Below are 22,463 nucleotides of genomic sequence, written 5' to 3'. Positions count from 1 at the left end.
TTGCTAAATCGGGCGGCGACGGGTTAACGCGACACCGGCACCGATCAAGGCCCCGACAATGCCCCACATAATCATCAGGAAGGCACGGCGCGGGCTATCACGTTTTACCGGTTCTTCCGGCGTCCGCAAATAACGATAGGTCTGAAAACGTGGGTCCAGAGTAGGACCGACGTTCAGCGTATTGAGCATGGCTCTGTTTTGGAAATAATCCAGATCGAACTCTGGACCAACGGCCTGCAAGTTTTCGAGTCGCGCCTGCAGCATAGGACGTCCGAGCAAAAATAGCTCAGAGTCCGGTAATTCATCCGCAGGTACATCGGTTGAAGTGCGAGAAATATTATGTTGCTCGGCTATTTTGAGCGCTTGTTCAATGTTGTGAGCGCGACGAGAAAAGAGTGATTTCGCCACCTCTTCCTGGCGTTTAACCTGCGCTTTCATCTGTACCGTGCGCGCAGCCCACGCGCCTTTTAACTCATCGTTCAGATGGCGTGCTGCACGCTGGCTGGCAAATGCCACATACTGGCGCAGCAGGTTGTTAGCATCTGGCGCCGTTTCCGCAATCAGCTTCACGCTGTCATTAGTGTTGCGCTGTGCATCACCAGGCATAAACTGAATGTTATTAATCAGCTCATCCAACAATGCCGCATCGGCTTTACTGTTGCCGACCATCCGTTGCTTAAAGTAATCGGTCTGCTGCCAAAACTCACGGCGCGTATCCCACGAGGCAACCTGCATGACAAATTCTTTATACGCTTCGTCCATCACCGACGGTTGATCCGCCGGAGCCAGGCTAGCCTTAATATCCAGGTTACGTAAAAACTGCTGCTGAGAGTAATAGCCCCCCAACATATTCACCGTAGGTCGGTCAGAAATGGCGGTCGCACTCCACTCCTGACGCGCAAAAAACGTATAGGCGAGAGCAACAAGCGCAAAGACGAGGGCCATACCGACAATCCACACCTTCCCTGCCCATAAGGTCCGAAACAACCCACGGATGTCCAGTTCATTTTCAGTGTTCACGGCACGCTCTCCCGGTAATGGCTGTGTCATCGCATCCTCATTTACTTGGTTAAGTTTGGTTTGTTTTCGCGGTTTCTTCGTAGCCTGCGTTTCATACGTTTGATAAATCTTGCCACCTTCCAGGCACGCTTGATGCAATAACCGTAGAAGAAGAATGCTAGCAAAAACAGCACCAGCATGACCCATTCAGGGACAAAATGAGAATATTCTGCCAGCACGCCAATGGCGGCCAGAATCGCAGCAGCCAGCGTAATCAGGACAAACGCTTGTCGGGAAGTAAACCCAGCACGCATGATCAAATGATGAATATGCTGGCGATCCGCAGAAAAAGGACTCATCCCCTTACGCAAACGACGGTACATGATGGCTACCATATCCATCAGAGGAATGGCGATAATCCACAGCGCAGTGACCGGGCTAATAGGATGGGTTTTACCCTGTGTGGTTTCCAGCAGGATCCAGATAACGGTGAAGCCAATTAGCGTACTGCCCGCATCGCCCATAAACACTTTGTAGCGACGACCTAACACGCCGAGGTTGAGCAGAATATACGGCAGAATGGCGGCAATCATCGCGAAGCACCAGATTGCCAGGCTAGTTTGTCCATCAAACCAGAGGATCAGGCCCATTGCGGCAAAGGATACGCTGGACAGCCCGCCAAGCAGGCCATCAATACCATCAACCATATTGAAGGCGTTAATCGCCGCCCAGACGGCGAAGAGCGTCAGGAAATAGCCGAACGGACCGAGGACCATCTCCCAAGGACCAAAGATGTAGCCCAGACTGCTGAGATAGAGTTTACCAACCACCATCATAATGACGCCGATGGCCGCCTGAATTGTGGCGCGAATTTTTACGCTGATATCATAACGATCGTCCAGCGCGCCGATAAAAACCAGCACACCGGCACAGGCGAGGTAGAGAGAAGCATGTGGGATATAATAATCGGCGATGATAAACGTAAAGCAAATACCGGCGTAAACCGAGATCCCCCCAACCAACGGTATCAACCCCTGGTGGCGTTTACGATAGTTGGGCTTATCCACTAAACCAATCTTTTTTGCGACCTTACGCGCAAAAAAAAGGAACAGTGTCGTGAATAGAAAAATACTGATGAGATCAGTACTTGCTGTCAGTAAATTCACAATGCGTGCTCTCAGAGAAAATTATTAGCAGAAGTATAACCACGAAGACCTTTATTCAGAAGGGAAACTCCGTTCCGAAATGCCTGTTTTGTATAATTATTAACCACACAACACGAATGACGTATCGAGCGCAAAATAAAGGTGAGTGACATCACTATTGCTTATGTGTCGCTTAGGTTACAGGCATAAAAGCAAAACGCCACGTAAAACGTGGCGTTTTCAGAGGATGCCCGACTTAAGAGCGCTTCATCATATCGAAGAAGTCGTCGTTGGTCTTGGTCATCGCCAGCTTGTTAATGAGGAATTCCATCGCGTCGATTTCACCCATCGGATGAATGATTTTGCGCAGGATCCACATTTTCTGCAGCTCTTCCTGAGTGGTGAGCAGCTCTTCTTTACGGGTACCGGAACGGTTGTAGTCGATAGCCGGGAAGACGCGTTTTTCAGCAATCTTACGCGAGAGGTGCAGTTCCATGTTGCCGGTACCTTTAAACTCTTCATAGATAACTTCATCCATTTTAGAGCCGGTATCGACCAGCGCAGTCGCGATGATGGTCAGGCTGCCGCCCTCTTCCACGTTACGTGCCGCACCGAAGAAACGCTTCGGACGGTGCAGGGCGTTGGCATCAACACCACCAGTCAACACTTTACCGGAAGCCGGTACCACAGTGTTGTAGGCACGCGCCAGACGGGTGATGGAATCAAGCAGGATGATAACGTCTTTCTTGTGCTCAACCAGACGTTTCGCTTTCTCGATAACCATTTCCGCAACCTGAACGTGGCGAGATGCGGGTTCGTCAAAGGTGGAAGCAATCACTTCACCTTTAACCAGACGCTGCATCTCAGTCACTTCTTCCGGACGTTCGTCGATCAGCAGTACCATCAACACGCAGTCTGGGTGGTTGTACGCGATGCTCTGTGCAATATTCTGCAGCAGCATGGTTTTACCGGCTTTCGGTGGTGCCACAATCAGACCACGTTGGCCGCGACCGATCGGAGACGCCAGATCCAGGACACGAGCCGTTAAGTCTTCTGTAGAACCGTTACCACGTTCCATACGCAGACGTGAGTTTGCGTGCAGCGGGGTTAAGTTCTCGAACAGAATCTTATTACGCGCGTTTTCCGGCTTGTCGTAGTTAACTTCGTTAACTTTCAACAATGCAAAGTAACGCTCACCCTCTTTAGGAGGACGAATCTTACCGGAAATGGTGTCACCAGTGCGGAGGTTGAAACGGCGGATTTGGCTAGGGGATACGTAGATGTCGTCTGGGCCTGCGAGGTAGGAACTGTCTCCAGAACGAAGGAAACCAAATCCATCCTGCAATATCTCCAGCACACCGTCACCAAAGATATCTTCGCCACTCTTTGCGTGCTGCTTCAGGATGGCAAAAATAATGTCCTGCTTGCGCATACGAGCCAGGTTTTCCAGGCCCATATTTTCGCCGAGAGTGATCAGCTCAGAAACCGGCGTATTCTTTAATTCGGTAAGATTCATAATGGTGTGAGTTCTTAAACTTGGGGTAAATCTCGAACTTAATGTTGTGAATGGTATGGCAGGGTCATCCATGCCTGTTTACGGCCATCGACTCATGTCTGTTCGCTGTCTGGTCACAGGAAAGTACGCAGAACTGAAACGACAAGACGGATTGAGCGACAAGCCAGGAATCTGTCCACTTCTCGCGCGAGAAACAACGGGAAGCATTGGATAAACAAGATTCAAACTTAATAAGGTATGTTTAATACGAAGTCAACACTAACTTAGCACGACTCAAGTCGGGCGTCCAGTCATCCGAAGCATTTTGGAATCAGGTCGCCCGAACTTGATAATTCCATCTTACGCCAGGTTAGCGTCGAGGAACTCTTTTAGCTGACCTTTGGACAGTGCGCCGACTTTTGTCGCCGCAACTTCGCCGTTTTTAAACAGCAGCAGGGTCGGGATACCACGGATACCATATTTCGGTGCGGTGCCTGGGTTTTGGTCAATGTTCAGTTTCGCAACCGTCAATTTACCCTGATACTCGTCAGCGATTTCATCCAGAATTGGAGCGATCATTTTGCACGGACCGCACCACTCTGCCCAGAAATCAACGAGGATAGCTCCGTCCGCTTTGAGTACATCCGTGTCAAAACTGTCGTCTGTCAGGTGAATAATTTTATCGCTCATAATAACTCCACAGGAAAAAGCCTGGTGTGTTGGTGTAGCATTAACCAACTAAAGGTTGACTTTATTTCACCGTATACGCTTTCGTAAAGCAATAGTAAGCTGATATTCTACCACACTATGAGCAAAACACATTTAACAGAACAGAAGTTTTCCGACTTCGCACTGCACCCACAGGTGATAGAAGCCCTTGAAAATAAAGGGTTTCATAATTGCACGCCCATTCAGGCACTGGCCCTCCCGCTAACGCTGGCAGGTCGTGATGTCGCAGGACAGGCGCAAACCGGAACCGGGAAAACGATGGCGTTTCTGACGTCAACGTTTCATTATCTTCTCTCTCATCCCGCGATTGCCGATCGCAAGGTGAACCAACCGCGTGCGCTAATTATGGCGCCAACGCGTGAGTTAGCCGTGCAGATCCATGCCGATGCGGAACCGCTGGCGCAAACTACCGGTCTGAAATTAGGCCTGGCTTATGGCGGCGACGGTTACGACAAACAGCTGAAAGTGCTGGAAAGCGGCGTCGATATCCTTATCGGCACCACGGGCCGTCTCATTGACTACGCAAAACAGAACCACATCAACCTGGGTGCCATTCAGGTCGTGGTACTGGATGAAGCCGATCGCATGTACGATCTGGGCTTTATTAAAGATATCCGCTGGCTGTTCCGTCGGATGCCGCCAACCAACCAGCGTCTGAATATGCTGTTTTCCGCGACCCTCTCTTACCGCGTTCGCGAACTGGCGTTCGAACAAATGAACAACGCCGAGTACGTAGAAGTCGAACCGGAACAGAAGACGGGCCACCGTATCAAAGAAGAGCTCTTCTATCCTTCAAACGAAGAGAAAATGCGTTTACTGCAAACGCTGATCGAAGAAGAGTGGCCAGATCGCGCCATTGTTTTTGCAAACACCAAGCACCGTTGCGAAGATATTTGGGGCAGCCTTGCCGCTGACGGCCATCGCGTCGGCCTGCTGACCGGTGACGTGGCACAGAAAAAACGTCTGCGCATTCTGGAAGAGTTCACCCGTGGCGATCTCGACATTCTGGTTGCAACCGACGTTGCCGCGCGTGGTCTGCATATTCCGGCTGTTACGCATGTATTTAACTATGACCTGCCGGATGACTGCGAAGACTACGTACACCGTATTGGCCGTACCGGCCGTGCAGGCGCAAGCGGACACTCCATCAGCCTGGCCTGTGAAGAGTACGCGTTGAATTTACCTGCCATCGAGACCTATATCGGCCATTCGATTCCGGTCAGCAAGTATAACCCGGATGCACTGATGACCGATTTGCCGAAGCCGCTTCGCCTGACGCGAACGCGCCCTGGCAATGGCCCACGCCGCACCGGTGGTGCTCCGCGTAATCGTCGTCGTTCAGGTTAAGAAACGTTATGCCATACACAAAATCATTCAGCCTGTATCAAGGCGGTGAGAAAACGCAGCCAACACAGATACAGGTTGAAGGATGAAGTGTATGAATTCTACCTCGTTGTATGCAGCAATCGATCTCGGCTCCAATAGTTTTCATATGCTGGTTGTACGCGAGGTAGCGGGAAGCATCCAGACGCTCACGCGGATTAAACGCAAAGTGCGTCTGGCCGCTGGCCTGAATAGTGATAATGCGCTCTCTGCTGAAGCCATGGAGCGCGGTTGGCAGTGTCTACGGCTGTTTGCAGAGCGCCTGCAGGATATTCCTCAGCCACAAATTCGCGTGGTTGCCACGGCAACGCTGCGTATCGCCACCAATGCCGACATTTTTATTGCCAAAGCGCAAGAGATCCTCGGCTGTGCCGTTCAGGTTATTAGCGGTGAAGAAGAAGCCCGGCTGATTTATCAGGGGGTTGCCCACACCACCGGCGGTGCCGATCAGCGTCTGGTCGTCGATATCGGCGGAGCCAGTACCGAACTGGTCACCGGCTCTGGTGCACAAACCACCTCCTTGTTTAGCCTGTCAATGGGCTGCGTCACGTGGCTCGAACGGTACTTTACCGATCGAAATCTGGCGCAGGAAAACTTTGACGAGGCAGAGAAGGCGGCGCGTGAAGTCTTGCGTCCTGTCGCTGACAATCTACGTTTTCACGGCTGGAAAGTGTGTGTCGGGGCTTCTGGCACCGTACAGGCACTACAGGAAATCATGATGGCGCAGGGCATGGACGAGCGCATTACGCTGGCAAAACTTCAGCAACTAAAGCAGCGCGCTATTCATTGCGGACGTCTTGAAGAGCTGGAAATCGAAGGGTTAACGCTGGAACGTGCGCTGGTGTTCCCCAGCGGACTGGCAATCCTGATCGCCATTTTCACTGAGCTCAATATCCAGTGTATGACCCTTGCTGGCGGCGCATTACGTGAAGGTTTGGTCTATGGCATGCTGCATCTGGCCGTGGACCAGGACATTCGCAGTCGCACGTTGAGAAATATTCAGCGTCGATTTATGGTCGATACCGATCAGGCGCATCGTGTCGCTAACCTGGCAAGTAAGTTCCTCGATCAAGTAGATAAAAAGTGGCATTTGGAAGCTATCAGCCGCGAACTACTGATTAGTGCCTGTCAGTTGCATGAAATTGGACTTAGCGTCGATTTTAAGCAAGCGCCGCAGCACGCGGCCTATCTGGTGCGCAATCTCGATCTTCCGGGATTTACCCCCGCACAGAAAAAACTGTTAGCCACGCTGTTACTCAACCAAACCAACCCGGTCGATCTCTCTTCGCTCCACCAGCAAAACGCGGTGCCGCCGCGTATTGCGGAACATCTTTGCCGTTTGCTCCGTCTGGCGATCATTTTTGCCAGCCGTCGCCGGGACGATTTAGTACCGGAAATTCATCTCGAAGCAAAGAATGAACATCTTACGATAACGCTGCCTGAAGGCTGGCTGGTGCATCATCCGCTGGGTAAAGAGCTTATCGATCAGGAAAGCCAGTGGCAAAGCTATGTCCATTGGCCTTTAGAAGTGCACTAACCCTCAAGTATTGCCGGATAGCCTACGCTTATCCGGCCTACAAAAACCTACTTCTCTTTTGCTTTCGCCATCATTGCCCGAATATTCGCGATGCTGGCTTGTCCTTTCTGCATCCGCTCCTCAGCGCTGACCACTTTTCGCTCCTTCTCCCAGATAATATCGTCCTGCGGTAATTCCAGCAGAAAACGACTCGGCTCCGGGCGCACCAGTTCACCGTACTGACGACGCTCTTTACACAGTGTAAAAATCAGTTCTTTCTGCGCGCGAGTGATGCCAACATAGGCCAGACGACGTTCTTCATCGATGTTATCTTCATCAATGCTGCTCTGATGTGGCAAAAAGCCTTCTTCCATGCCCACCATAAACACGTACGGGAACTCCAGTCCTTTGGAGGCATGTAACGTCATGAGTTGTACCTGATCCAACTCTTCTTCACTCTCGCCACGTTCCATCATGTCGCGCAGGGTAAAGCGGGTAACAACCTGGGTCAGCGTCATCGGTTCATCAATATCACTACCTTCCAGCATTTCCGTCATCCAACTGAAGAGTGTATTGACGTTTTTCATACGCATTTCGGCAGCTTTCGGGCTGGGTGAGGTTTCATAGAGCCACGATTCGTAGTCAATACCGTGGATCAGATCGCGCACAGCCGCAATCGGGTCACGCTCGGCCAGGCGCTGAATTTCACCCAACCACTGTGTAAAGCGGGTCAGCGACTCATAGCCGCGCCCGGTTAGCGTCTGGCTAAGCCCCATATCAAAGCTGGCGGTGAACAAGCTTTTATTACGCGTCATCGCCCACTCGCCCAGTTTTTGCAGCGTCGCTGGACCAATTTCACGTTTTGGCGTATTCACAATACGCAGAAATGCGCTGTCATCATCCGGGTTACTCAGTACCCGCAGATAGGCTAGCAGATCTTTAATCTCCGGACGGGAGAAAAACGACGTGCCGCCAGAAATTTTGTACGGGATGCGGTTCTGCATCAGGAATTTTTCGAACACCCGCGACTGATGATTACCGCGGTACAGAATCGCGTAATCTTTATACTGCGTCTTGTTAACAAAGTGGTGGGCAATCAGTTCGCCGGTCACGCGCTCTGCTTCATGTTCTTCGTTATTGGCGCTTAATACCTTAAGTTCGACACCGTAACCCAGCTCGGAAAAAAGTCGTTTTTCAAAAACATGTGGGTTGTTGGCAATGAGGATGTTTGCCGCTTTCAGGATACGTCCGGAAGAACGGTAGTTCTGTTCCAGCTTAACCACCTGCAACGCCGGGAAATCTTTGCTCAGCAGCACCAGGTTTTGCGGACGTGCACCGCGCCAGGAATAGATAGACTGGTCGTCATCGCCCACCACGGTAAAGCGCGCACGGCTACCCACCAGCAGTTTTACCAGCTCGTACTGGCTGGTGTTGGTATCCTGATATTCATCCACCAGCAGATAACGAATCTTGTTCTGCCAGCGTTCACGGACCTCTTCATTGCGCTGAAGCAGCAGCGTAGGCAGCAAAATCAGATCGTCAAAATCGAGGACGTTACACGCTTTCATGTGCGCGTCGTACAAACCGTAGCAGTGGGCAAAAATACGATCGCGCTCGCCTTTGGCGCTGGCTGCCGCCTGTGAAGGCGTCATCAGATCGTTTTTCCAGTTGGAGATCGTCGAGATCAGCTGTTGGAGGATCAACTTATCGTCTTCGATGAGCCCTTCGGTCAATTCCTTCAGCAACGCCACCTGGTCGGTGTCATCGAACAATGAAAAGTTCGACTTCATGCCCAGCGCTGCGTATTCACGCTTGATAATGTCCAGCCCCAGGGTGTGGAAGGTGGAGATCATCAGCCCGCGCGCCTCTTTACGGCCCAACGTCTGCGCCACACGCTCTTTCATCTCACGCGCGGCCTTGTTGGTAAAGGTCACCGCCGCAATATGCCGTGCCTGATAGCCGCAAACGCGGATTAGGTGCGCAATTTTGTTGGTGATCACGCGGGTTTTGCCGGAGCCAGCACCCGCCAGCACCAGGCAGGGTCCGGTGACGAATTCGACGGCTTGTTGTTGTCCGGGGTTTAAACGCATAAAGATCACTCAATGAAAGTCGGGAGGGGAGATTTAGAGCATGGTAGTATAGCCAGCCTCAACCACCCCACTCAAGGCACGATCATGGCAAAAACAGCAGCAGCACTGCATATCCTTGTTAAAGAAGAGAAACTGGCACTGGATCTTCTGGAGCAAATTAAAAATGGTGCCGACTTCGAGAAGCTGGCGAAGAAACACTCCACCTGCCCGTCAGGTAAGAAAGGCGGCCACCTGGGTGAATTCCGTCAGGGCCAGATGGTTCCGGCGTTTGATAAAGTGGTCTTCTCCTGCCCGGTGCTGGAGCCAACAGGCCCGCTGCACACCCAGTTCGGTTACCACATCATTAAGGTGCTGTACCGCAACTAATAGAAAGCCCGGAGTATAAACCTCCGGGCTTTTTTGCCTGATGACGCTTCGCTTATCAGGCCTACTAAATTCTATAAATATGACATTCTTCTATGCATTTCGTCTTAGCGGAAGGCGGCAAGGAAGTTCATCTCCAGTCACATAGATAACTATGTGACTGGGGTGTACGAACGTAGCCAACGCATCAGCAAGTTGAAAGACGACGGGGAATTAGCCTGCGACGGCGATACGCTTCATGTCAGTCATGTAGCCGCGCAGTTTCTGGCCAACTTCTTCAATCGCATGGCTACGAATAGCATCGTTGACGTCACGCAGCTGAGCGTTATCTACCGCACCTTCAGCAATGGCTTTGCCCAGGTCACCAGTTTGCAGCGTGGTCATGAACTCTTTCAGCAGCGGTACGCAAGCGTAAGAGAACAGGTAGTTACCGTACTCAGCGGTATCGGAAATCACCACGTTCATTTCATACAGACGCTTACGGGCGATGGTGTTGGCAATCAACGGCAGCTCATGCAGTGATTCGTAGTAAGCCGACTCTTCGATGATGCCGGAATCCACCATGGTTTCGAATGCCAGCTCAACGCCCGCTTTCACCATCGCGATCATCAGAACGCCTTTATCGAAGTACTCCTGCTCACCGATTTTACCGTCAAACTGAGCGGCGGTTTCGAACGCGGTTTTACCGGTCTCTTCACGCCAGGTCAGCAGTTTCTTATCGTCGTTAGCCCAGTCAGCCATCATGCCGGAAGAGAATTCGCCGGAGATGATGTCGTCCATATGTTTCTGGAACAGCGGCGCCATGATTTCTTTCAGCTGTTCGGACAGCGCATAAGCACGCAGTTTCGCCGGGTTAGACAGACGGTCCATCATCAGGGTGATGCCGCCCTGCTTCAGCGCTTCGGTGATGGTTTCCCAGCCGAACTGAATCAGTTTTTCCGCGTATGCCGGATCAGTTCCTTCTTCCACCAGCTTGTCGAAACACAGCAGAGAACCGGCCTGCAGCATACCGCACAGGATAGTCTGCTCGCCCATCAGGTCAGATTTCACTTCCGCGACGAAAGAGGATTCCAGCACACCCGCACGGTGACCGCCGGTTGCGGCTGCCCAAGCTTTAGCAATTGCCATGCCTTCGCCTTTCGGGTCGTTTTCCGGGTGAACCGCAATCAGGGTCGGTACGCCGAAACCGCGTTTGTACTCTTCACGCACTTCGGTACCCGGGCACTTCGGCGCAACCATCACGACGGTAATGTCTTTACGGATCTGTTCGCCCACTTCCACGATGTTGAAACCGTGGGAATAGCCCAGCGCCGCGCCGTCTTTCATCAGCGGCTGTACGGAACGCACCACATCGGAGTGCTGTTTGTCTGGCGTCAGGTTAACCACCAGGTCAGCCTGCGGAACCAGCTCTTCGTAGGTACCGACTTTAAAGCCGTTTTCGGTCGCTTTACGCCATGAGGCGCGCTTCTCAGCAATCGCCTCTTTACGCAGTGCGTAGGCGATATCCAGACCGGAGTCACGCATGTTCAGGCCTTGGTTCAGACCCTGAGCGCCACAGCCGATGATGACCACTTTTTTACCCTGAAGGTAGCTCGCGCCATCGGCGAATTCATCGCGGCCCATAAAGCGACATTTACCCAGCTGTGCCAGCTGCTGGCGCAGGTTCAGTGTATTAAAGTAGTTAGCCATGATGGTGTACTCCGTGATGTTGTGTGTCTTATTGTTCGGTTCGCTTTTGCGAGAATGAACCCACTATATGACAGGAAATTTATTGCGGAAATTGATATATTCACAACATCACGTTGCAATTTTTGCAATGTAAAATCGTGGAGTGCGAGCCGTGGATTTACGCGATCTAAAAACCTTCCTGCACCTGGCGGAAAGCCGCCACTTTGGCCGCAGCGCGCGGGCGATGCACGTCAGCCCCTCCACGCTTTCCCGGCAGATTCAGCGACTCGAAGAGGATCTTGGCCAGGCGCTGTTCGTGCGGGATAACCGCACGGTCACGCTGACCGAAGCGGGCGAAGAGCTGCGCATTTTTGCCCAGCAGACGTTATTGCAGTATCAGCAACTGCGCCACACCCTCGATCAGCAGGGACCCTCGCTGTCGGGCGAGCTGCATATCTTCTGTTCGGTCACCGCCGCCTACAGCCATCTGCCGCCAATCCTTGATCGCTTTCGCGCAGAACACCCGTCGGTCGAAATTAAACTGTCTACCGGCGATGCCGCCGATGCGATGGAAAAAGTGGTCACCGGAGAAGCGGATCTGGCAATAGCCGGGAAACCGGAAACCCTGCCTGGTGCGGTGGCATTCTCTATGCTGGAAAATCTGGCGGTGGTGTTAATTGCTCCGGCATTGCCGTGTCCGGTACGCAATCAGGTGTCCATCGATGATCCCGACTGGTCCACTGTGCCGTTTATCATGGCCGACCAGGGCCCGGTACGCCGCCGCATTGAGCTGTGGTTCCGCCGTCATAAAATCAGTAATCCATCAATCTATGCCACGGTCGGCGGTCACGAGGCGATGGTCTCGATGGTGGCGCTGGGCTGCGGCGTGGCTCTGCTGCCGGAAGTAGTGCTGGAAAACAGTCCGGAGCCGGTGCGTAACCGCGTGATGATTTTAGAACGTAGCGACGAGAAAACGCCGTTTGAGCTGGGCGTTTGCGTACAAAAAAAGCGGCTGCATGAGCCGCTGATTGAGGCATTCTGGAGCTTGCTGCCTGGCCACTAATGCCGGATGGCGGCACAAGCGCCTTATCCGGCCTACCCTGCCAGAAAGAACCTGAACGCCGGGTTATGACTCTCATCATGGCAGTCGTAGCCCAGTTCGTTGATCCGCGTTTCAAAATCCGGCTCATGATCGCCCAATTCAAACGCCGCCAGCACGCGACCATAGTCGGTGCCGTGACTGCGATAATGGAACAACGAGATATTCCAGTGGGTCCCTAAGGTATGCAGGAATTTCAGCAGCGCCTCTGGCGACTCGGGGAACTCAAAGCTGTAAAGACGTTCCTGTAGCGGTTTCGAGGGGCGTCCACCGACCATATAGCGCACGTGTAGCTTGGCCATTTCATCATCGGACAGATCCACCACGCTGTAACCGCCGTCGCTAAGCAACTGGAGGATTTCTTTGCGCTCTTCCAGACCGCGGCTCAGGCGTACGCCGACAAAAATGCAGGCATCTTTCGCATCGGCAAACCGGTAGTTAAATTCGGTCACCGAACGTCCACCCAACAGCTGGCAGAATTTCAGGAAACTCCCCTTTTCTTCCGGGATTGTCACCGCTAGCAGCGCTTCACGTTGTTCACCCAGCTCGCAGCGTTCAGACACATAGCGCAGGCCGTGGAAATTGACGTTGGCACCGGACAGCACGTGCGCCAGACGTTCACCACGAATATTGTGCTGGGCGATGTATTTTTTCATCCCCGCCAGCGCCAGTGCGCCAGACGGCTCCGCCACCGCACGCACGTCTTCGAACAAGTCTTTCATCGCCGCGCAGATTGCATCGCTATCAACGGTGATAATGTCGTCGAGGTATTCCTGACACAGGCGGAAGGTTTCATCACCGATGCGTTTCACCGCCACGCCTTCAGCAAACAGGCCTACGCGCGGCAGATCGACCGGGTGGCCCGCATCCAGTGCCGCCTTCAGGCAGGCTGAGTCTTCGGCTTCCACGGCAATAACTTTGATTTGTGGCATCAGCTGTTTAATCAGCACCGCCACACCCGCCGCCAGACCGCCGCCGCCAACCGGAACAAATATCCGATCGAGATGCGCATCCTGCTGCAGCAGCTCAAGCGCCAGTGTGCCCTGCCCGGCAATCACCATCGGGTGATCGAATGGCGGAACCCAGGTGAAACCTTGTTGCTGTGCCAGTTCAATCGCTTTGGCTTTCGCTTCATCAAAATTGGCACCGTGCAGCAGCACTTCGCCACCGAAACTGCGAACGGCATCGACTTTGATATCCGCGGTAGCCGTTGGCATGACGATCAGCGCCTTCACCCCAAGGCGCGCAGAGGAGAAGGCCACGCCCTGAGCATGGTTTCCTGCCGACGCGGTGATCACGCCCTGCGCTTTTTGCGCTTCAGTCAGGCCCGCCATCATCGCGTAGGCCCCGCGCAGCTTGAAACTGTGTACCGGCTGTCGGTCTTCGCGCTTCACCAGGACCACGTTATCGAGGCGCGAAGAGAGTTTTTCCATTTTTTGCAGCGGTGTAACCTGCACCGCTTCATAGACCGGCGCACGCAGCACCGCCCTGAGATATTCTGCCCCCTCAGGAGAGCCGGACAGGGGTTGTGAATCAGCCATGGTATTAGCCCCCCAGCTTCGATTTATCGCGCACCGCGCCTTTGTCAGCGCTGGTTGCCAGGCTGGCATAGGCACGCAGCGCGAAGGAGACCTGACGCTGGCGATCTTTTGGCGTCCAGGCTTTGTCACCGCGAGCATCCTGCGCTTCACGACGGGCCGCGATCTCCGCATCGCTCAACAACAGCTCAATGCCACGATTCGGGATATCAATCGCAATCATGTCGCCATCTTCAATAATCGCGATGTTACCGCCGCTCGCCGCTTCCGGAGAAACGTGACCGATAGACAGACCTGACGTCCCGCCGGAGAAACGACCGTCGGTGATCAAGGCACAGGCTTTACCCAGCCCCATGGATTTCAGGAAGGTAGTTGGGTAGAGCATTTCCTGCATCCCTGGTCCGCCTTTCGGTCCTTCGTAGCGAATCACCACCACATCACCAGCAACCACTTTGCCACCGAGGATAGCTTCAACGGCATCATCCTGACTTTCGTAGACTTTCGCCGGGCCGGTGAATTTCAGGATACTGTCATCCACGCCTGCGGTTTTCACGATACAGCCGTTTTCCGCAAAGTTACCGTACAGTACCGCCAGACCGCCGTCTTTGCTGTAAGCGTGTTCCAGCGAGCGGATACAGCCTTCAGCGCGATCGTCATCCAGCGTGTCCCAGCGACAATCCTGCGAGAACGCCTGGGTGGTACGAACGCCCGCCGGGCCGGCGCGGAACATGTTTTTCACCGCCTCATCCTGGGTCAGCATGACATCATAGCGATCCAGGGTTTGCGGCAGGGTCAACCCCAGCACGTTTTTCACATCGCGATTCAATAACTCGGCACGATCCAACTCGCCTAAAATCCCCAGCACACCGCCCGCGCGGTGAACATCTTCCATATGGTATTTCTGGGTGCTCGGCGCGACTTTACACAGCTGTGGCACTTTGCGGGACAGCTTGTCGATATCACTCATGGTGAAGTCGATTTCAGCTTCCTGTGCAGCCGCCAGCAGGTGCAGAACGGTATTTGTGGAACCCCCCATGGCGATATCCAGGGTCATGGCATTTTCAAACGCCGCCTTGTTGGCAATATTGCGCGGCAGCGCAGAATCATCATTCTGTTCGTAATAGCGTTTGGTCAGCTCAACGATACGTGAACCCGCATTGAGGAACAGCTGTTTACGATCGGCGTGGGTGGCCAGCAGCGAACCGTTACCCGGCTGCGACAGGCCCAGCGCTTCAGTCAGGCAGTTCATCGAGTTAGCGGTGAACATCCCCGAACAGGAACCACAGGTCGGACAGGCGGAGCGCTCAATCTGATCGCTTTGCGAATCAGAGACTTTCGGGTCCGCACCCTGAATCATCGCATCCACCAGATCGAGTTTGATTATCTGATCTGAGAGTTTGGTTTTACCGGCTTCCATCGGGCCACCGGACACAAAGATCACCGGGATGTTCAGGCGCAGGGAAGCCATTAACATCCCCGGGGTGATTTTGTCGCAGTTAGAGATACAGACCATCGCATCGGCGCAGTGGGCGTTCACCATGTACTCCACCGAATCGGCGATCAGCTCACGTGACGGCAGGGAATACAGCATGCCCCCGTGGCCCATGGCGATACCGTCATCCACGGCGATAGTATTAAACTCTTTGGCTACGCCGCCGGAGGCTTCGATCTGTTCGGCAACCAGCTTACCGAGATCGCGCAGATGCACGTGGCCCGGCACGAACTGGGTAAACGAGTTTACGACGGCGATAATCGGCTTACCGAAGTCATCGTCAGTCATCCCGGTAGCGCGCCACAGCGCGCGGGCTCCCGCCATATTGCGGCCATGTGTTGTTGTGGCGGAACGATACTTAGGCATGCTTTATTTACTCCCGTCTGACTATTTAAATGGGACGGTGCGTGCCGTCCCAAATTTATACTTAGTGATTAACCTGATCCAACCAGCCGTATTTATCTTCCGTTTCACCGGTGAAGAGGCCAAAGAAGGCCTGCTGAATGCGCTTGGTGACCGGGCCACAACGGCCTTCACCCACCTGGATACCATCAACGCTGCGCACCGGGGTAATTTCTGCCGCCGTACCGGACATGAACACTTCATCGGCCAGATACAACGACTCGCGAGACAGCACCTGTTCACGCACTTCGATATCGAGGTCTTTCGCCAGTTTGATAATCGCATCACGTGTGATGCCCGGCAGCGCGGAAGAGGTAAACGGTGGAGTAAACAGAATGCCGTCTTTAACTTCAAACAGGTTTTCACCCGCGCCTTCGGAGATGTAGCCGTTCACATCCAGCGCAATACCTTCCTGATAACCATGACGACGCGCTTCGCTACCCACCAGCAGTGAAGACAGGTAGTTACCACCCGCCTTGGCGGCGGTAGGAATGGTGTTGGGTGCGACACGGTTCCAGGAAGAAACCATCGCGTCGATCCCCTGATCCAGGGCATCAGCACCCAGGTAAGCCCCCCACGGGAACGCAGCAATGATCACATCCGTGGTGTATCCCGCCGGTGGGTTAACGCCCATGCCGACATCGCCAACAAACACCAGCGGGCGGATGTACGCACTGGTCAGGTTATTTTTACGGATCACCGCACGGCAAGCTTCCATCAACTCATCAACGCTCTGAGAAACCGGAAAACGATAAATTTTGGCTGAATCACGCAGACGCTGCATGTGCTCGCGATGACGGAACACCACCGGCCCTTTGTGAGAATCATAGCAACGGATACCTTCAAATACTGATGTACCGTAGTGCAGCGCATGGGACATCACGTGAACCTTCGCGTCTTCCCAACGAATCATCTCGCCATTAGACCAAATGAAATCAGCTTTTTTCGTCGTCATTTCTCTTCCTTTTGCGCTCAGGCGCGAATTTGTTGTGATGTGGTTGTGCTCTGGCAGATAGCAACATGTGCAACATCGACCAGTTTACTTAACTGACTAAACAGTAAGTCGACCGACCGTGGGCTGGCAACGGTCAATTCAATATTTATATTCTGCGCATCGCTGGCAGCATTCATATTCATGGAGCACACCTGAAAACCACGATGGCGTACCACGCGCAAAACACGTTCTAACGTTTCCGGATTGAAACGAGCCTCAACGGCGACCTGATGTTGCATCATGATGATTTCTCCAGCATTTCTGAGTTACTGGCACCAGGAGGTACCAGAGGCCAGACATTCTCAAGTTCGTCGATTGAGACATGAAGCAGGTATGGCCCATTACTGTTCAGCATGGTGTCGAGAGCCGCTTCAACCTGGTCTTTACGGGTGATGTGTTGGCCAGGGATGCCGAAGGCGCCGGCCAACATAAGGAAATCGGGATTATCGGTCAGGGTAGTTTCGCTATAGCGTTCCTGGAAAAACAGCTGCTGCCATTGTCGCACCATGCCTAACCGCTGGTTGTCGAGTAAGACGATTTTCAGCGGCAACTGCTTGCGTTTTACGGTGCCCAGCTCCTGCACATTCATCATGAAGGAGCCATCACCGGAGATACAGATGACCGTATCATTCGGACGGGCCACCTGCGCCCCCACTGCTGCAGGTAAGCCAAAGCCCATCGTCCCCAGGCCGCTGGAGGTGATGAAGTTCTCCGGGCGAGTGTAGGTCATGTGTTGTGCTGACCACATCTGATGCTGACCAACATCCGTCGTCACCACGCTATCCTTATGTTTCCTTTCGGACAGCTGTTTTAACAACAGCGGAGCGTAAATAGCCTCCCCCGGATGATCATAGCGCCAGGCATGTTCTGCACGCATGTCGGCGGCATACTGGCACCATTCGTTGATGGCCAGCGGTTGTTGCAATGCAGGTAACAGCGTATTTAAATCGCCTTGCAGCGCAACGTGTGCCAGGCGCAGTTTGTTCATCTCGGCCGGATCGATATCCATGTGGATCACGCTGGCATTGGGGGCGAAAGTGTTCAGCTTGCCAGTCACCCGGTCATCAAAACGCGCACCGACGGCGATCAGCAAATCGCACTCCTGCACCGCAAAGTTTGCCGCTTTGGTGCCATGCATGCCCAGCATACCCAGATAGTACGGGTAATCTGCATCCACCGCGCCAAGGCCTTTCAACGTACAAACCACCGGCACATGCGTTGCGGCGATAAACTCACGCAGCGCTGGAACTGCCTGCGCCATCCCTACGCCACCACCTACGTACAGCACGGGTTTCTGTGCCTTCGCCAACATCTTGCGGGCTTGTTCAATCTCAGCATGTGGGAAAGCAACTACGTTTTCGACGGTGGTGAAATAGGGCTCCAGCGTACCACTGGCTAACTGAATGTCTTTCGGGATATCAACCAGAACCGGACCCGGACGACCAGAGTTCGCCACGTCGAAGGCCTCGGCCATGATACGCGGCAACTCTTCCAGCGACTGCACCAGGAAACTATGTTTGGTACATGACAGCGACATGCCGAGTACATCCACTTCCTGGAACGCATCGGTGCCGATAAACGGGGAAGAGACTTGACCAGTGATCGCCACAACGGGAACGGAATCTAACAGCGCATCTGCCAGGCCGGTGATCAGGTTGGTTGCACCAGGACCGGAAGTCGCGATACAGACACCGGTTTTACCGGTTGAGCGGGCATAGCCAATCGCCGCCATCGCCGCCCCCTGCTCGTGTCGACACAACAGGTGTTCTACGCCGCCGTCGTACAACGCATCGTAAACCGGCATAATTGCGCCACCGGGATAGCCAAAGACGGTTTTCACCCCTTGTGCACGCAACGCATGTACCACCCACTGTGCCCCATTCATAGTTACATCCCCGCCGTAAATCTTGAGAAACAGAATTTTATGCTAGTGTTCACTTTCTGCTCCTCGTTTAAGTTTTTAAGGTCAAAAAAAACCCCCGAACCTTTCGGTGCGGGGGTCTTAGTTCGTTAAGGCTTGTTTTTTAAGCCTTTCCTCGTCCAAGTGCAGCCCCGCACGGTGGGATAATAATCACCACCACGCTAATCACGACCAGGCTAATCACTCGTAGAAGGGCTGTCATTTTTGTATTTTCTTGCATCTTGTTCGAAGGAATACCTAAAGAGTTACCATAGAGTTTCACTATGGCACAAGATATTTCTGCATTCATTTTTCTGACACGGTTAACGGTTTCTATAAATCGCGTTGTTTTTTATACAAAAAATAGAAAATGAAAATATTTCACGTTATTCAGTAAACACGATCATGTTTTCCCTCTGCAGGCGGCGCTTGTGAGCGTTGTTCCAGAGGTTACGTAAAATATTAACCCTTGCATAAAAATACATGAATCAGCATCTAAAAGTATCAATCAAGCAAGATATCGTCGCCATCTATTAAGACATAATGCCTGCATCAGGAGGGGTTATGTCACTGTCGATAGTCCACACGCGCGCCGCATTAGGCGTCAATGCACCACCCATTACTATTGAAGTCCATATTAGTAATGGCTTGCCCGGTTTAACCATGGTTGGACTACCCGAAACCACCGTGAAAGAGGCTCGAGATCGAGTTCGCAGTGCGATTATTAATAGCGGGTATGAATTTCCGGCCAAGAAGATAACCATCAACCTTGCCCCGGCAGATCTGCCTAAAGAAGGAGGGAGATATGATTTACCTATCGCCATTGCGCTTCTGGCTGCGTCAGAGCAGCTTACAACACATAATCTCGATACTTATGAGTTAGTCGGTGAACTAGCGCTTACAGGTGCTCTACGTGGCGTTCCCGGAGCAATATCCAGCGCAACTGAAGCAATTCGCGCAGGTAGGCGAATTATTGTCGCAAAAGAGAACGCTGCAGAAGTGGGGCTAATACACGGCGAGGGCTGCCTGATTGCCGATCACCTGCAAGCCGTGTGCGCATTTCTCGAAGGTAAGCATGAATTAGAAAGGCCTGTTTGCGTAGAGATTCCACCTTCAGGCTCATCTGATGACCTCAGTGACGTCATCGGCCAGGAACAGGGCAAGCGAGGGCTGGAGATTACCGCTGCAGGCGGCCACAATCTCTTGCTCATCGGCCCGCCGGGTACGGGAAAAACGATGCTTGCCAGTCGCCTTCGCGGATTGTTACCACCGTTAAGCAATGATGAGGCTCTGGAAAGCGCGGCAATTCTCAGCCTGGTCAATTCCGACACCATACAAAAACAGTGGAAGCAACGCCCCTTTCGCTCACCCCATCACAGCGCGTCCTTAACCGCAATGGTAGGAGGAGGATCGATACCGGCACCGGGTGAGATTTCTCTGGCACATAACGGCATATTATTTCTGGATGAATTGCCCGAGTTTGAACGCCGTACGCTGGATGCCCTGCGTGAGCCTATTGAATCCGGACAGATTCATTTATCACGCACCCGGGCAAAAATAACCTACCCGGCACGCTTTCAATTGATAGCAGCAATGAATCCAAGCCCAACAGGGCACTATCAGGGAAACCACAACCGTTGTACCCCAGAGCAAACGCTACGTTACCTCAATCGCTTATCTGGCCCTTTTCTCGACCGCTTCGATTTGTCCCTCGAAATACCCCTTCCACCGCCCGGTATACTCAGTCAGCGAGCAGCAAAGGGAGAAGACAGTGAGACGGTGAAGAAACGGGTTATGGCCGCGCGTGAGCGCCAGTATCAGCGGCAAAATAAGTTAAATGCGCATCTGGGCAGCCAGGATATACATCAATTCTGCGTCTTACACAGGGATGACGCACGCTGGCTGGAGGAAACGTTAGCACATCTTGGATTGTCCATCCGCGCATGGCTGCGCTTGATAAAGGTCGCTCGCACAATTGCAGATATTGAGCAATGTGACCAGATCACCCGTCAACATTTACAGGAAGCCGTTGGCTATCGGGCAATAGACAGGTTGTTAATCCATTTACAGAAACTACTGGCATAAAAAAAGGGCTTTCGCCCTTTTTTTATTAATCCTCTGACTCGGTGTAATCTTCCGCACCTTCTACCTGAGGTTTGCCGCCAGACAGCGTGTGGAAACGTTTTGGACGCTTAATACGCGTCATGTATTTAGACCACACACGTTCCGCTTCGGTAACCGGCTCACGTTCACCACGGCATACCGCCACAAACAACTTCTCTTCTTCAGTTACCGGCTCACGCTTGCCCAGATCCAGCTCATTAAAGGCATAACCGTGACGCTCAAGCAGCTGTGCCTCTTTAATGGTGAAATCACCATGACGGGAGAATCCGCGGGGGTAATATTTATTGTCGAAATATCGATTAGTCGTCGTAAAGCTTTCCGCCATCCTGCACGCTCCTAATTCTTTGGCCGAGCTATTTATGGCGCGGAGTATTAGTTACGCTTGACAGAGCGTCAAACAAAAGATTTAAATCATAACGACAAATAATTTTATGGAGTGAGTTGTGGATACGGAATTGTTAAAGACTTTCCTGGAAGTTAGCCGAACGCGCCACTTTGGCCGGGCAGCTGAAGCGCTCTATTTGACCCAATCGGCGGTCAGTTTTCGCATCAGACAACTGGAAAATCAACTGGGTGTGAACCTCTTCACCCGACACAGAAACAATATCCGTTTAACCGCTGCGGGTGAAAAATTATTGCCATATGCTGAAACGCTGATGAATACGTGGCAAGCAGCACGTAAGGAGGTCGCAAATACCTCACGCCATAATGAGTTCTCTATCGGTGCCAGCGCTTCCCTTTGGGAATGCATGCTCAATGGCTGGCTGGGTCGTTTATATCAGTCGCAGGTGCCGCAAACCAGCCTGCAGTTTGAAGCCAGGATCGCGCAGCGCCAGTCGCTAGTAAAGCAACTCCATGAACGACAGCTTGATCTGCTGATTACTACTGAATCCCCAAAAATGGACGAATTTAGCAGTCAACTACTGGGGTATTTCACGCTGGCGCTCTATTGCAGCGCTCCATCACAAACAAAAGATGAACTGAATTATCTGCGTCTGGAGTGGGGACCTGATTTTCAACAACACGAAGCGGGATTAGTTGCCGGCGACGAAGTACCAGTGCTAACCACCAGTTCTGCTGAGCTAGCAAGACAGCAACTTCCTGTACTGAAGGGTTTTAGTTGGCTTCCCGTGTGTTGGGCGAAAACAAAAAGCGATCTCCATATAGTTTCTGACAGCACGACACTTTCACGTCCGTTGTATGCGGTCTGGCTACAAAATAGCGATAAACATACGCTTATCTGCGATCTGCTGAAAACGAATATTCTGGATGATTAAAATGGACGCTGGCAAGGATGCCGGAAACAGGAAATAAACAGTATGAAGGTGGCGTCATTTTCAGATAAAAAAAATCCTTAGCAAAAATGCTAAGGATTGTTTCTGGCAGGGGCGGAGAGACTCGAACTCGCGACACCCGGTTTTGGAGACCAGTGCTCTACCAACTGAGCTACGCCCCTATATTTCTTATCATTAAGCCTGCTAAGGTAGCAGGCTTAATTTTCTAATAAGTGGCGGAACGGACGGGAC

General features: G+C 52.6%; 20 protein-coding genes and 1 tRNA gene. 6 read left to right on the top strand and 15 right to left on the bottom strand.

Annotated elements, in window-relative coordinates; translation table 11 throughout:
- Positions 1-3: 3 nt before the first annotated feature.
- The 5 genes from wzzE to trxA all read right to left on the bottom strand — a co-directional run bounded on the left by wzzE (position 4) and on the right by trxA (position 4,329).
- A complete protein-coding gene (gene wzzE / locus FDW95_RS21845; RefSeq protein ID WP_115259857.1) occupies positions 4-1,050 on the bottom strand; it encodes an ECA polysaccharide chain length modulation protein in 1,047 nt (348 codons plus the stop codon).
- Positions 1,051-1,061: 11 nt separating this feature from the next.
- Positions 1,062-2,165, bottom strand: coding sequence for a UDP-N-acetylglucosamine--undecaprenyl-phosphate N-acetylglucosaminephosphotransferase (gene wecA, locus FDW95_RS21840; protein ID WP_115259858.1), 1,104 nt, complete (start codon positions 2,163-2,165; stop codon positions 1,062-1,064).
- Positions 2,166-2,400: 235 nt separating this feature from the next.
- On the bottom strand, positions 2,401-3,660 hold the full coding sequence (gene rho, locus FDW95_RS21835; protein WP_096758948.1) for a transcription termination factor Rho: 1,260 nt from the start codon (positions 3,658-3,660) through the stop codon (positions 2,401-2,403).
- A gap of 78 nt (positions 3,661-3,738) precedes the next feature.
- Positions 3,739-3,867 (bottom strand): rho operon leader peptide, encoded by a 129-nt coding sequence (locus tag FDW95_RS21830; protein ID WP_102191218.1) that lies wholly within the window; start codon positions 3,865-3,867, stop codon positions 3,739-3,741.
- A 132-nt stretch (positions 3,868-3,999) separates the two neighbouring features.
- Entirely contained in the window at positions 4,000-4,329 is a 330-nt protein-coding gene (gene trxA, locus FDW95_RS21825) for a thioredoxin TrxA (RefSeq protein ID WP_001280776.1), read from the bottom strand.
- A gap of 117 nt (positions 4,330-4,446) precedes the next feature.
- Here trxA and rhlB point away from each other — a divergent pair, with 117 nt between their 5' ends.
- Positions 4,447-5,715 (top strand): ATP-dependent RNA helicase RhlB, encoded by a 1,269-nt coding sequence (gene rhlB, locus FDW95_RS21820; RefSeq protein ID WP_096758950.1) that lies wholly within the window; start codon positions 4,447-4,449, stop codon positions 5,713-5,715.
- 91 nt (positions 5,716-5,806) lie between these two features.
- Positions 5,807-7,288 carry a guanosine-5'-triphosphate,3'-diphosphate diphosphatase gene (gene gppA / locus FDW95_RS21815; protein ID WP_115259859.1) on the top strand — a complete coding sequence of 494 codons (1,482 nt, stop codon included), beginning with the start codon at positions 5,807-5,809 and terminating at the stop codon, positions 7,286-7,288.
- A gap of 47 nt (positions 7,289-7,335) precedes the next feature.
- Here the strand turns inward: gppA and rep are convergent, their stop codons facing one another.
- Entirely contained in the window at positions 7,336-9,357 is a 2,022-nt protein-coding gene (gene rep, locus FDW95_RS21810; RefSeq protein ID WP_115259860.1) for a DNA helicase Rep, read from the bottom strand.
- 84 nt (positions 9,358-9,441) lie between these two features.
- Between rep and ppiC the strand changes: the two genes are divergently transcribed.
- Positions 9,442-9,723, top strand: a complete 282-nt coding sequence (gene ppiC / locus FDW95_RS21805; RefSeq protein ID WP_015960967.1) for a peptidylprolyl isomerase PpiC — start codon at positions 9,442-9,444, stop codon at positions 9,721-9,723.
- Between the two features lie 210 nt (positions 9,724-9,933).
- On the opposite strand, the gene ilvC is transcribed toward ppiC, so the two are convergent.
- Positions 9,934-11,409 carry a ketol-acid reductoisomerase gene (ilvC, locus tag FDW95_RS21800; protein WP_096758953.1) on the bottom strand — a complete coding sequence of 492 codons (1,476 nt, stop codon included), beginning with the start codon at positions 11,407-11,409 and terminating at the stop codon, positions 9,934-9,936.
- Between the two features lie 151 nt (positions 11,410-11,560).
- Between ilvC and ilvY the strand changes: the two genes are divergently transcribed.
- The gene (gene ilvY / locus FDW95_RS21795) at positions 11,561-12,451 is read left to right on the top strand and encodes an HTH-type transcriptional activator IlvY (protein ID WP_115259861.1); all 891 of its coding nucleotides are present in this window, start codon (positions 11,561-11,563) and stop codon (positions 12,449-12,451) included.
- A 32-nt stretch (positions 12,452-12,483) separates the two neighbouring features.
- Here ilvY and ilvA read toward each other — a convergent pair whose 3' ends face one another.
- From ilvA to ilvL, 6 genes are all read right to left on the bottom strand, one after another.
- Positions 12,484-14,028 (bottom strand): threonine ammonia-lyase, biosynthetic, encoded by a 1,545-nt coding sequence (ilvA, locus tag FDW95_RS21790; RefSeq protein WP_115259862.1) that lies wholly within the window; start codon positions 14,026-14,028, stop codon positions 12,484-12,486.
- Positions 14,029-14,032: 4 nt separating this feature from the next.
- Positions 14,033-15,883: a dihydroxy-acid dehydratase gene (gene ilvD / locus FDW95_RS21785; protein ID WP_115259863.1), complete on the bottom strand. Its 1,851-nt coding sequence runs from the start codon at positions 15,881-15,883 to the stop codon at positions 14,033-14,035.
- A 61-nt stretch (positions 15,884-15,944) separates the two neighbouring features.
- A complete protein-coding gene (locus FDW95_RS21780) occupies positions 15,945-16,874 on the bottom strand; it encodes a branched-chain amino acid transaminase (protein WP_096758957.1) in 930 nt (309 codons plus the stop codon).
- Between the two features lie 17 nt (positions 16,875-16,891).
- Positions 16,892-17,155, bottom strand: a complete 264-nt coding sequence (ilvM, locus tag FDW95_RS21775) for an acetolactate synthase 2 small subunit (protein ID WP_096758958.1) — start codon at positions 17,153-17,155, stop codon at positions 16,892-16,894.
- Entirely contained in the window at positions 17,152-18,798 is a 1,647-nt protein-coding gene (gene ilvG / locus FDW95_RS21770) for an acetolactate synthase 2 catalytic subunit (RefSeq protein WP_115259864.1), read from the bottom strand. Before ilvG ends, ilvM begins: the two co-directional genes overlap by 4 nt.
- Positions 18,799-18,937: 139 nt before the next feature.
- A complete protein-coding gene (gene ilvL, locus FDW95_RS21765; RefSeq protein WP_001311244.1) occupies positions 18,938-19,036 on the bottom strand; it encodes an ilv operon leader peptide in 99 nt (32 codons plus the stop codon).
- Between the two features lie 341 nt (positions 19,037-19,377).
- Here ilvL and FDW95_RS21760 point away from each other — a divergent pair, with 341 nt between their 5' ends.
- Positions 19,378-20,898 (top strand): YifB family Mg chelatase-like AAA ATPase, encoded by a 1,521-nt coding sequence (locus FDW95_RS21760; protein WP_115259865.1) that lies wholly within the window; start codon positions 19,378-19,380, stop codon positions 20,896-20,898.
- A gap of 25 nt (positions 20,899-20,923) precedes the next feature.
- Here the strand turns inward: FDW95_RS21760 and maoP are convergent, their stop codons facing one another.
- Positions 20,924-21,262, bottom strand: a complete 339-nt coding sequence (maoP, locus tag FDW95_RS21755; RefSeq protein ID WP_096758961.1) for a macrodomain Ori organization protein MaoP — start codon at positions 21,260-21,262, stop codon at positions 20,924-20,926.
- 118 nt (positions 21,263-21,380) lie between these two features.
- Here maoP and hdfR point away from each other — a divergent pair, with 118 nt between their 5' ends.
- A complete protein-coding gene (gene hdfR, locus FDW95_RS21750) occupies positions 21,381-22,214 on the top strand; it encodes an HTH-type transcriptional regulator HdfR (protein ID WP_096758962.1) in 834 nt (277 codons plus the stop codon).
- A gap of 103 nt (positions 22,215-22,317) precedes the next feature.
- Here hdfR and FDW95_RS21745 read toward each other — a convergent pair.
- Positions 22,318-22,393: transfer RNA gene (locus tag FDW95_RS21745), tRNA-Trp, on the bottom strand.
- Between the last annotated feature and the right edge of the window lie 70 nt (positions 22,394-22,463).

This window comes from Citrobacter sp. wls718 (genome assembly GCF_005280945.1).
In the GTDB taxonomy this organism is placed as follows: Bacteria; Pseudomonadota; Gammaproteobacteria; order Enterobacterales; family Enterobacteriaceae; genus Citrobacter; species Citrobacter gillenii.
Note: the sequence above shows the minus strand (reverse complement) of the source record. Positions and strands in the feature narration are given on the sequence as shown.

Excerpts from the sequence above, each read along its gene's own strand:
- wzzE (WP_115259857.1), bottom strand. The coding sequence starts at position 1,050 with ATGACACAGCCATTACCGGGAGAGCGTGCCGTGAACACTGAAAATGAA.
- rho (WP_096758948.1), bottom strand. The coding sequence starts at position 3,660 with ATGAATCTTACCGAATTAAAGAATACGCCGGTTTCTGAGCTGATCACT.
- FDW95_RS21830 (WP_102191218.1), bottom strand. The coding sequence starts at position 3,867 with ATGCTTCCCGTTGTTTCTCGCGCGAGAAGTGGACAGATTCCTGGCTTG.
- trxA (WP_001280776.1), bottom strand. The coding sequence starts at position 4,329 with ATGAGCGATAAAATTATTCACCTGACAGACGACAGTTTTGACACGGAT.
- rhlB (WP_096758950.1), top strand. The coding sequence starts at position 4,447 with ATGAGCAAAACACATTTAACAGAACAGAAGTTTTCCGACTTCGCACTG.
- gppA (WP_115259859.1), top strand. The coding sequence starts at position 5,807 with ATGAATTCTACCTCGTTGTATGCAGCAATCGATCTCGGCTCCAATAGT.
- rep (WP_115259860.1), bottom strand. The coding sequence starts at position 9,357 with ATGCGTTTAAACCCCGGACAACAACAAGCCGTCGAATTCGTCACCGGA.
- ppiC (WP_015960967.1), top strand. The coding sequence starts at position 9,442 with ATGGCAAAAACAGCAGCAGCACTGCATATCCTTGTTAAAGAAGAGAAA.
- ilvC (WP_096758953.1), bottom strand. The coding sequence starts at position 11,409 with ATGGCTAACTACTTTAATACACTGAACCTGCGCCAGCAGCTGGCACAG.
- ilvA (WP_115259862.1), bottom strand. The coding sequence starts at position 14,028 with ATGGCTGATTCACAACCCCTGTCCGGCTCTCCTGAGGGGGCAGAATAT.
- ilvD (WP_115259863.1), bottom strand. The coding sequence starts at position 15,883 with ATGCCTAAGTATCGTTCCGCCACAACAACACATGGCCGCAATATGGCG.
- FDW95_RS21780 (WP_096758957.1), bottom strand. The coding sequence starts at position 16,874 with ATGACGACGAAAAAAGCTGATTTCATTTGGTCTAATGGCGAGATGATT.
- ilvM (WP_096758958.1), bottom strand. The coding sequence starts at position 17,155 with ATGATGCAACATCAGGTCGCCGTTGAGGCTCGTTTCAATCCGGAAACG.
- ilvG (WP_115259864.1), bottom strand. The coding sequence starts at position 18,798 with ATGAATGGGGCACAGTGGGTGGTACATGCGTTGCGTGCACAAGGGGTG.
- ilvL (WP_001311244.1), bottom strand. The coding sequence starts at position 19,036 with ATGACAGCCCTTCTACGAGTGATTAGCCTGGTCGTGATTAGCGTGGTG.
- FDW95_RS21760 (WP_115259865.1), top strand. The coding sequence starts at position 19,378 with ATGTCACTGTCGATAGTCCACACGCGCGCCGCATTAGGCGTCAATGCA.
- maoP (WP_096758961.1), bottom strand. The coding sequence starts at position 21,262 with ATGGCGGAAAGCTTTACGACGACTAATCGATATTTCGACAATAAATAT.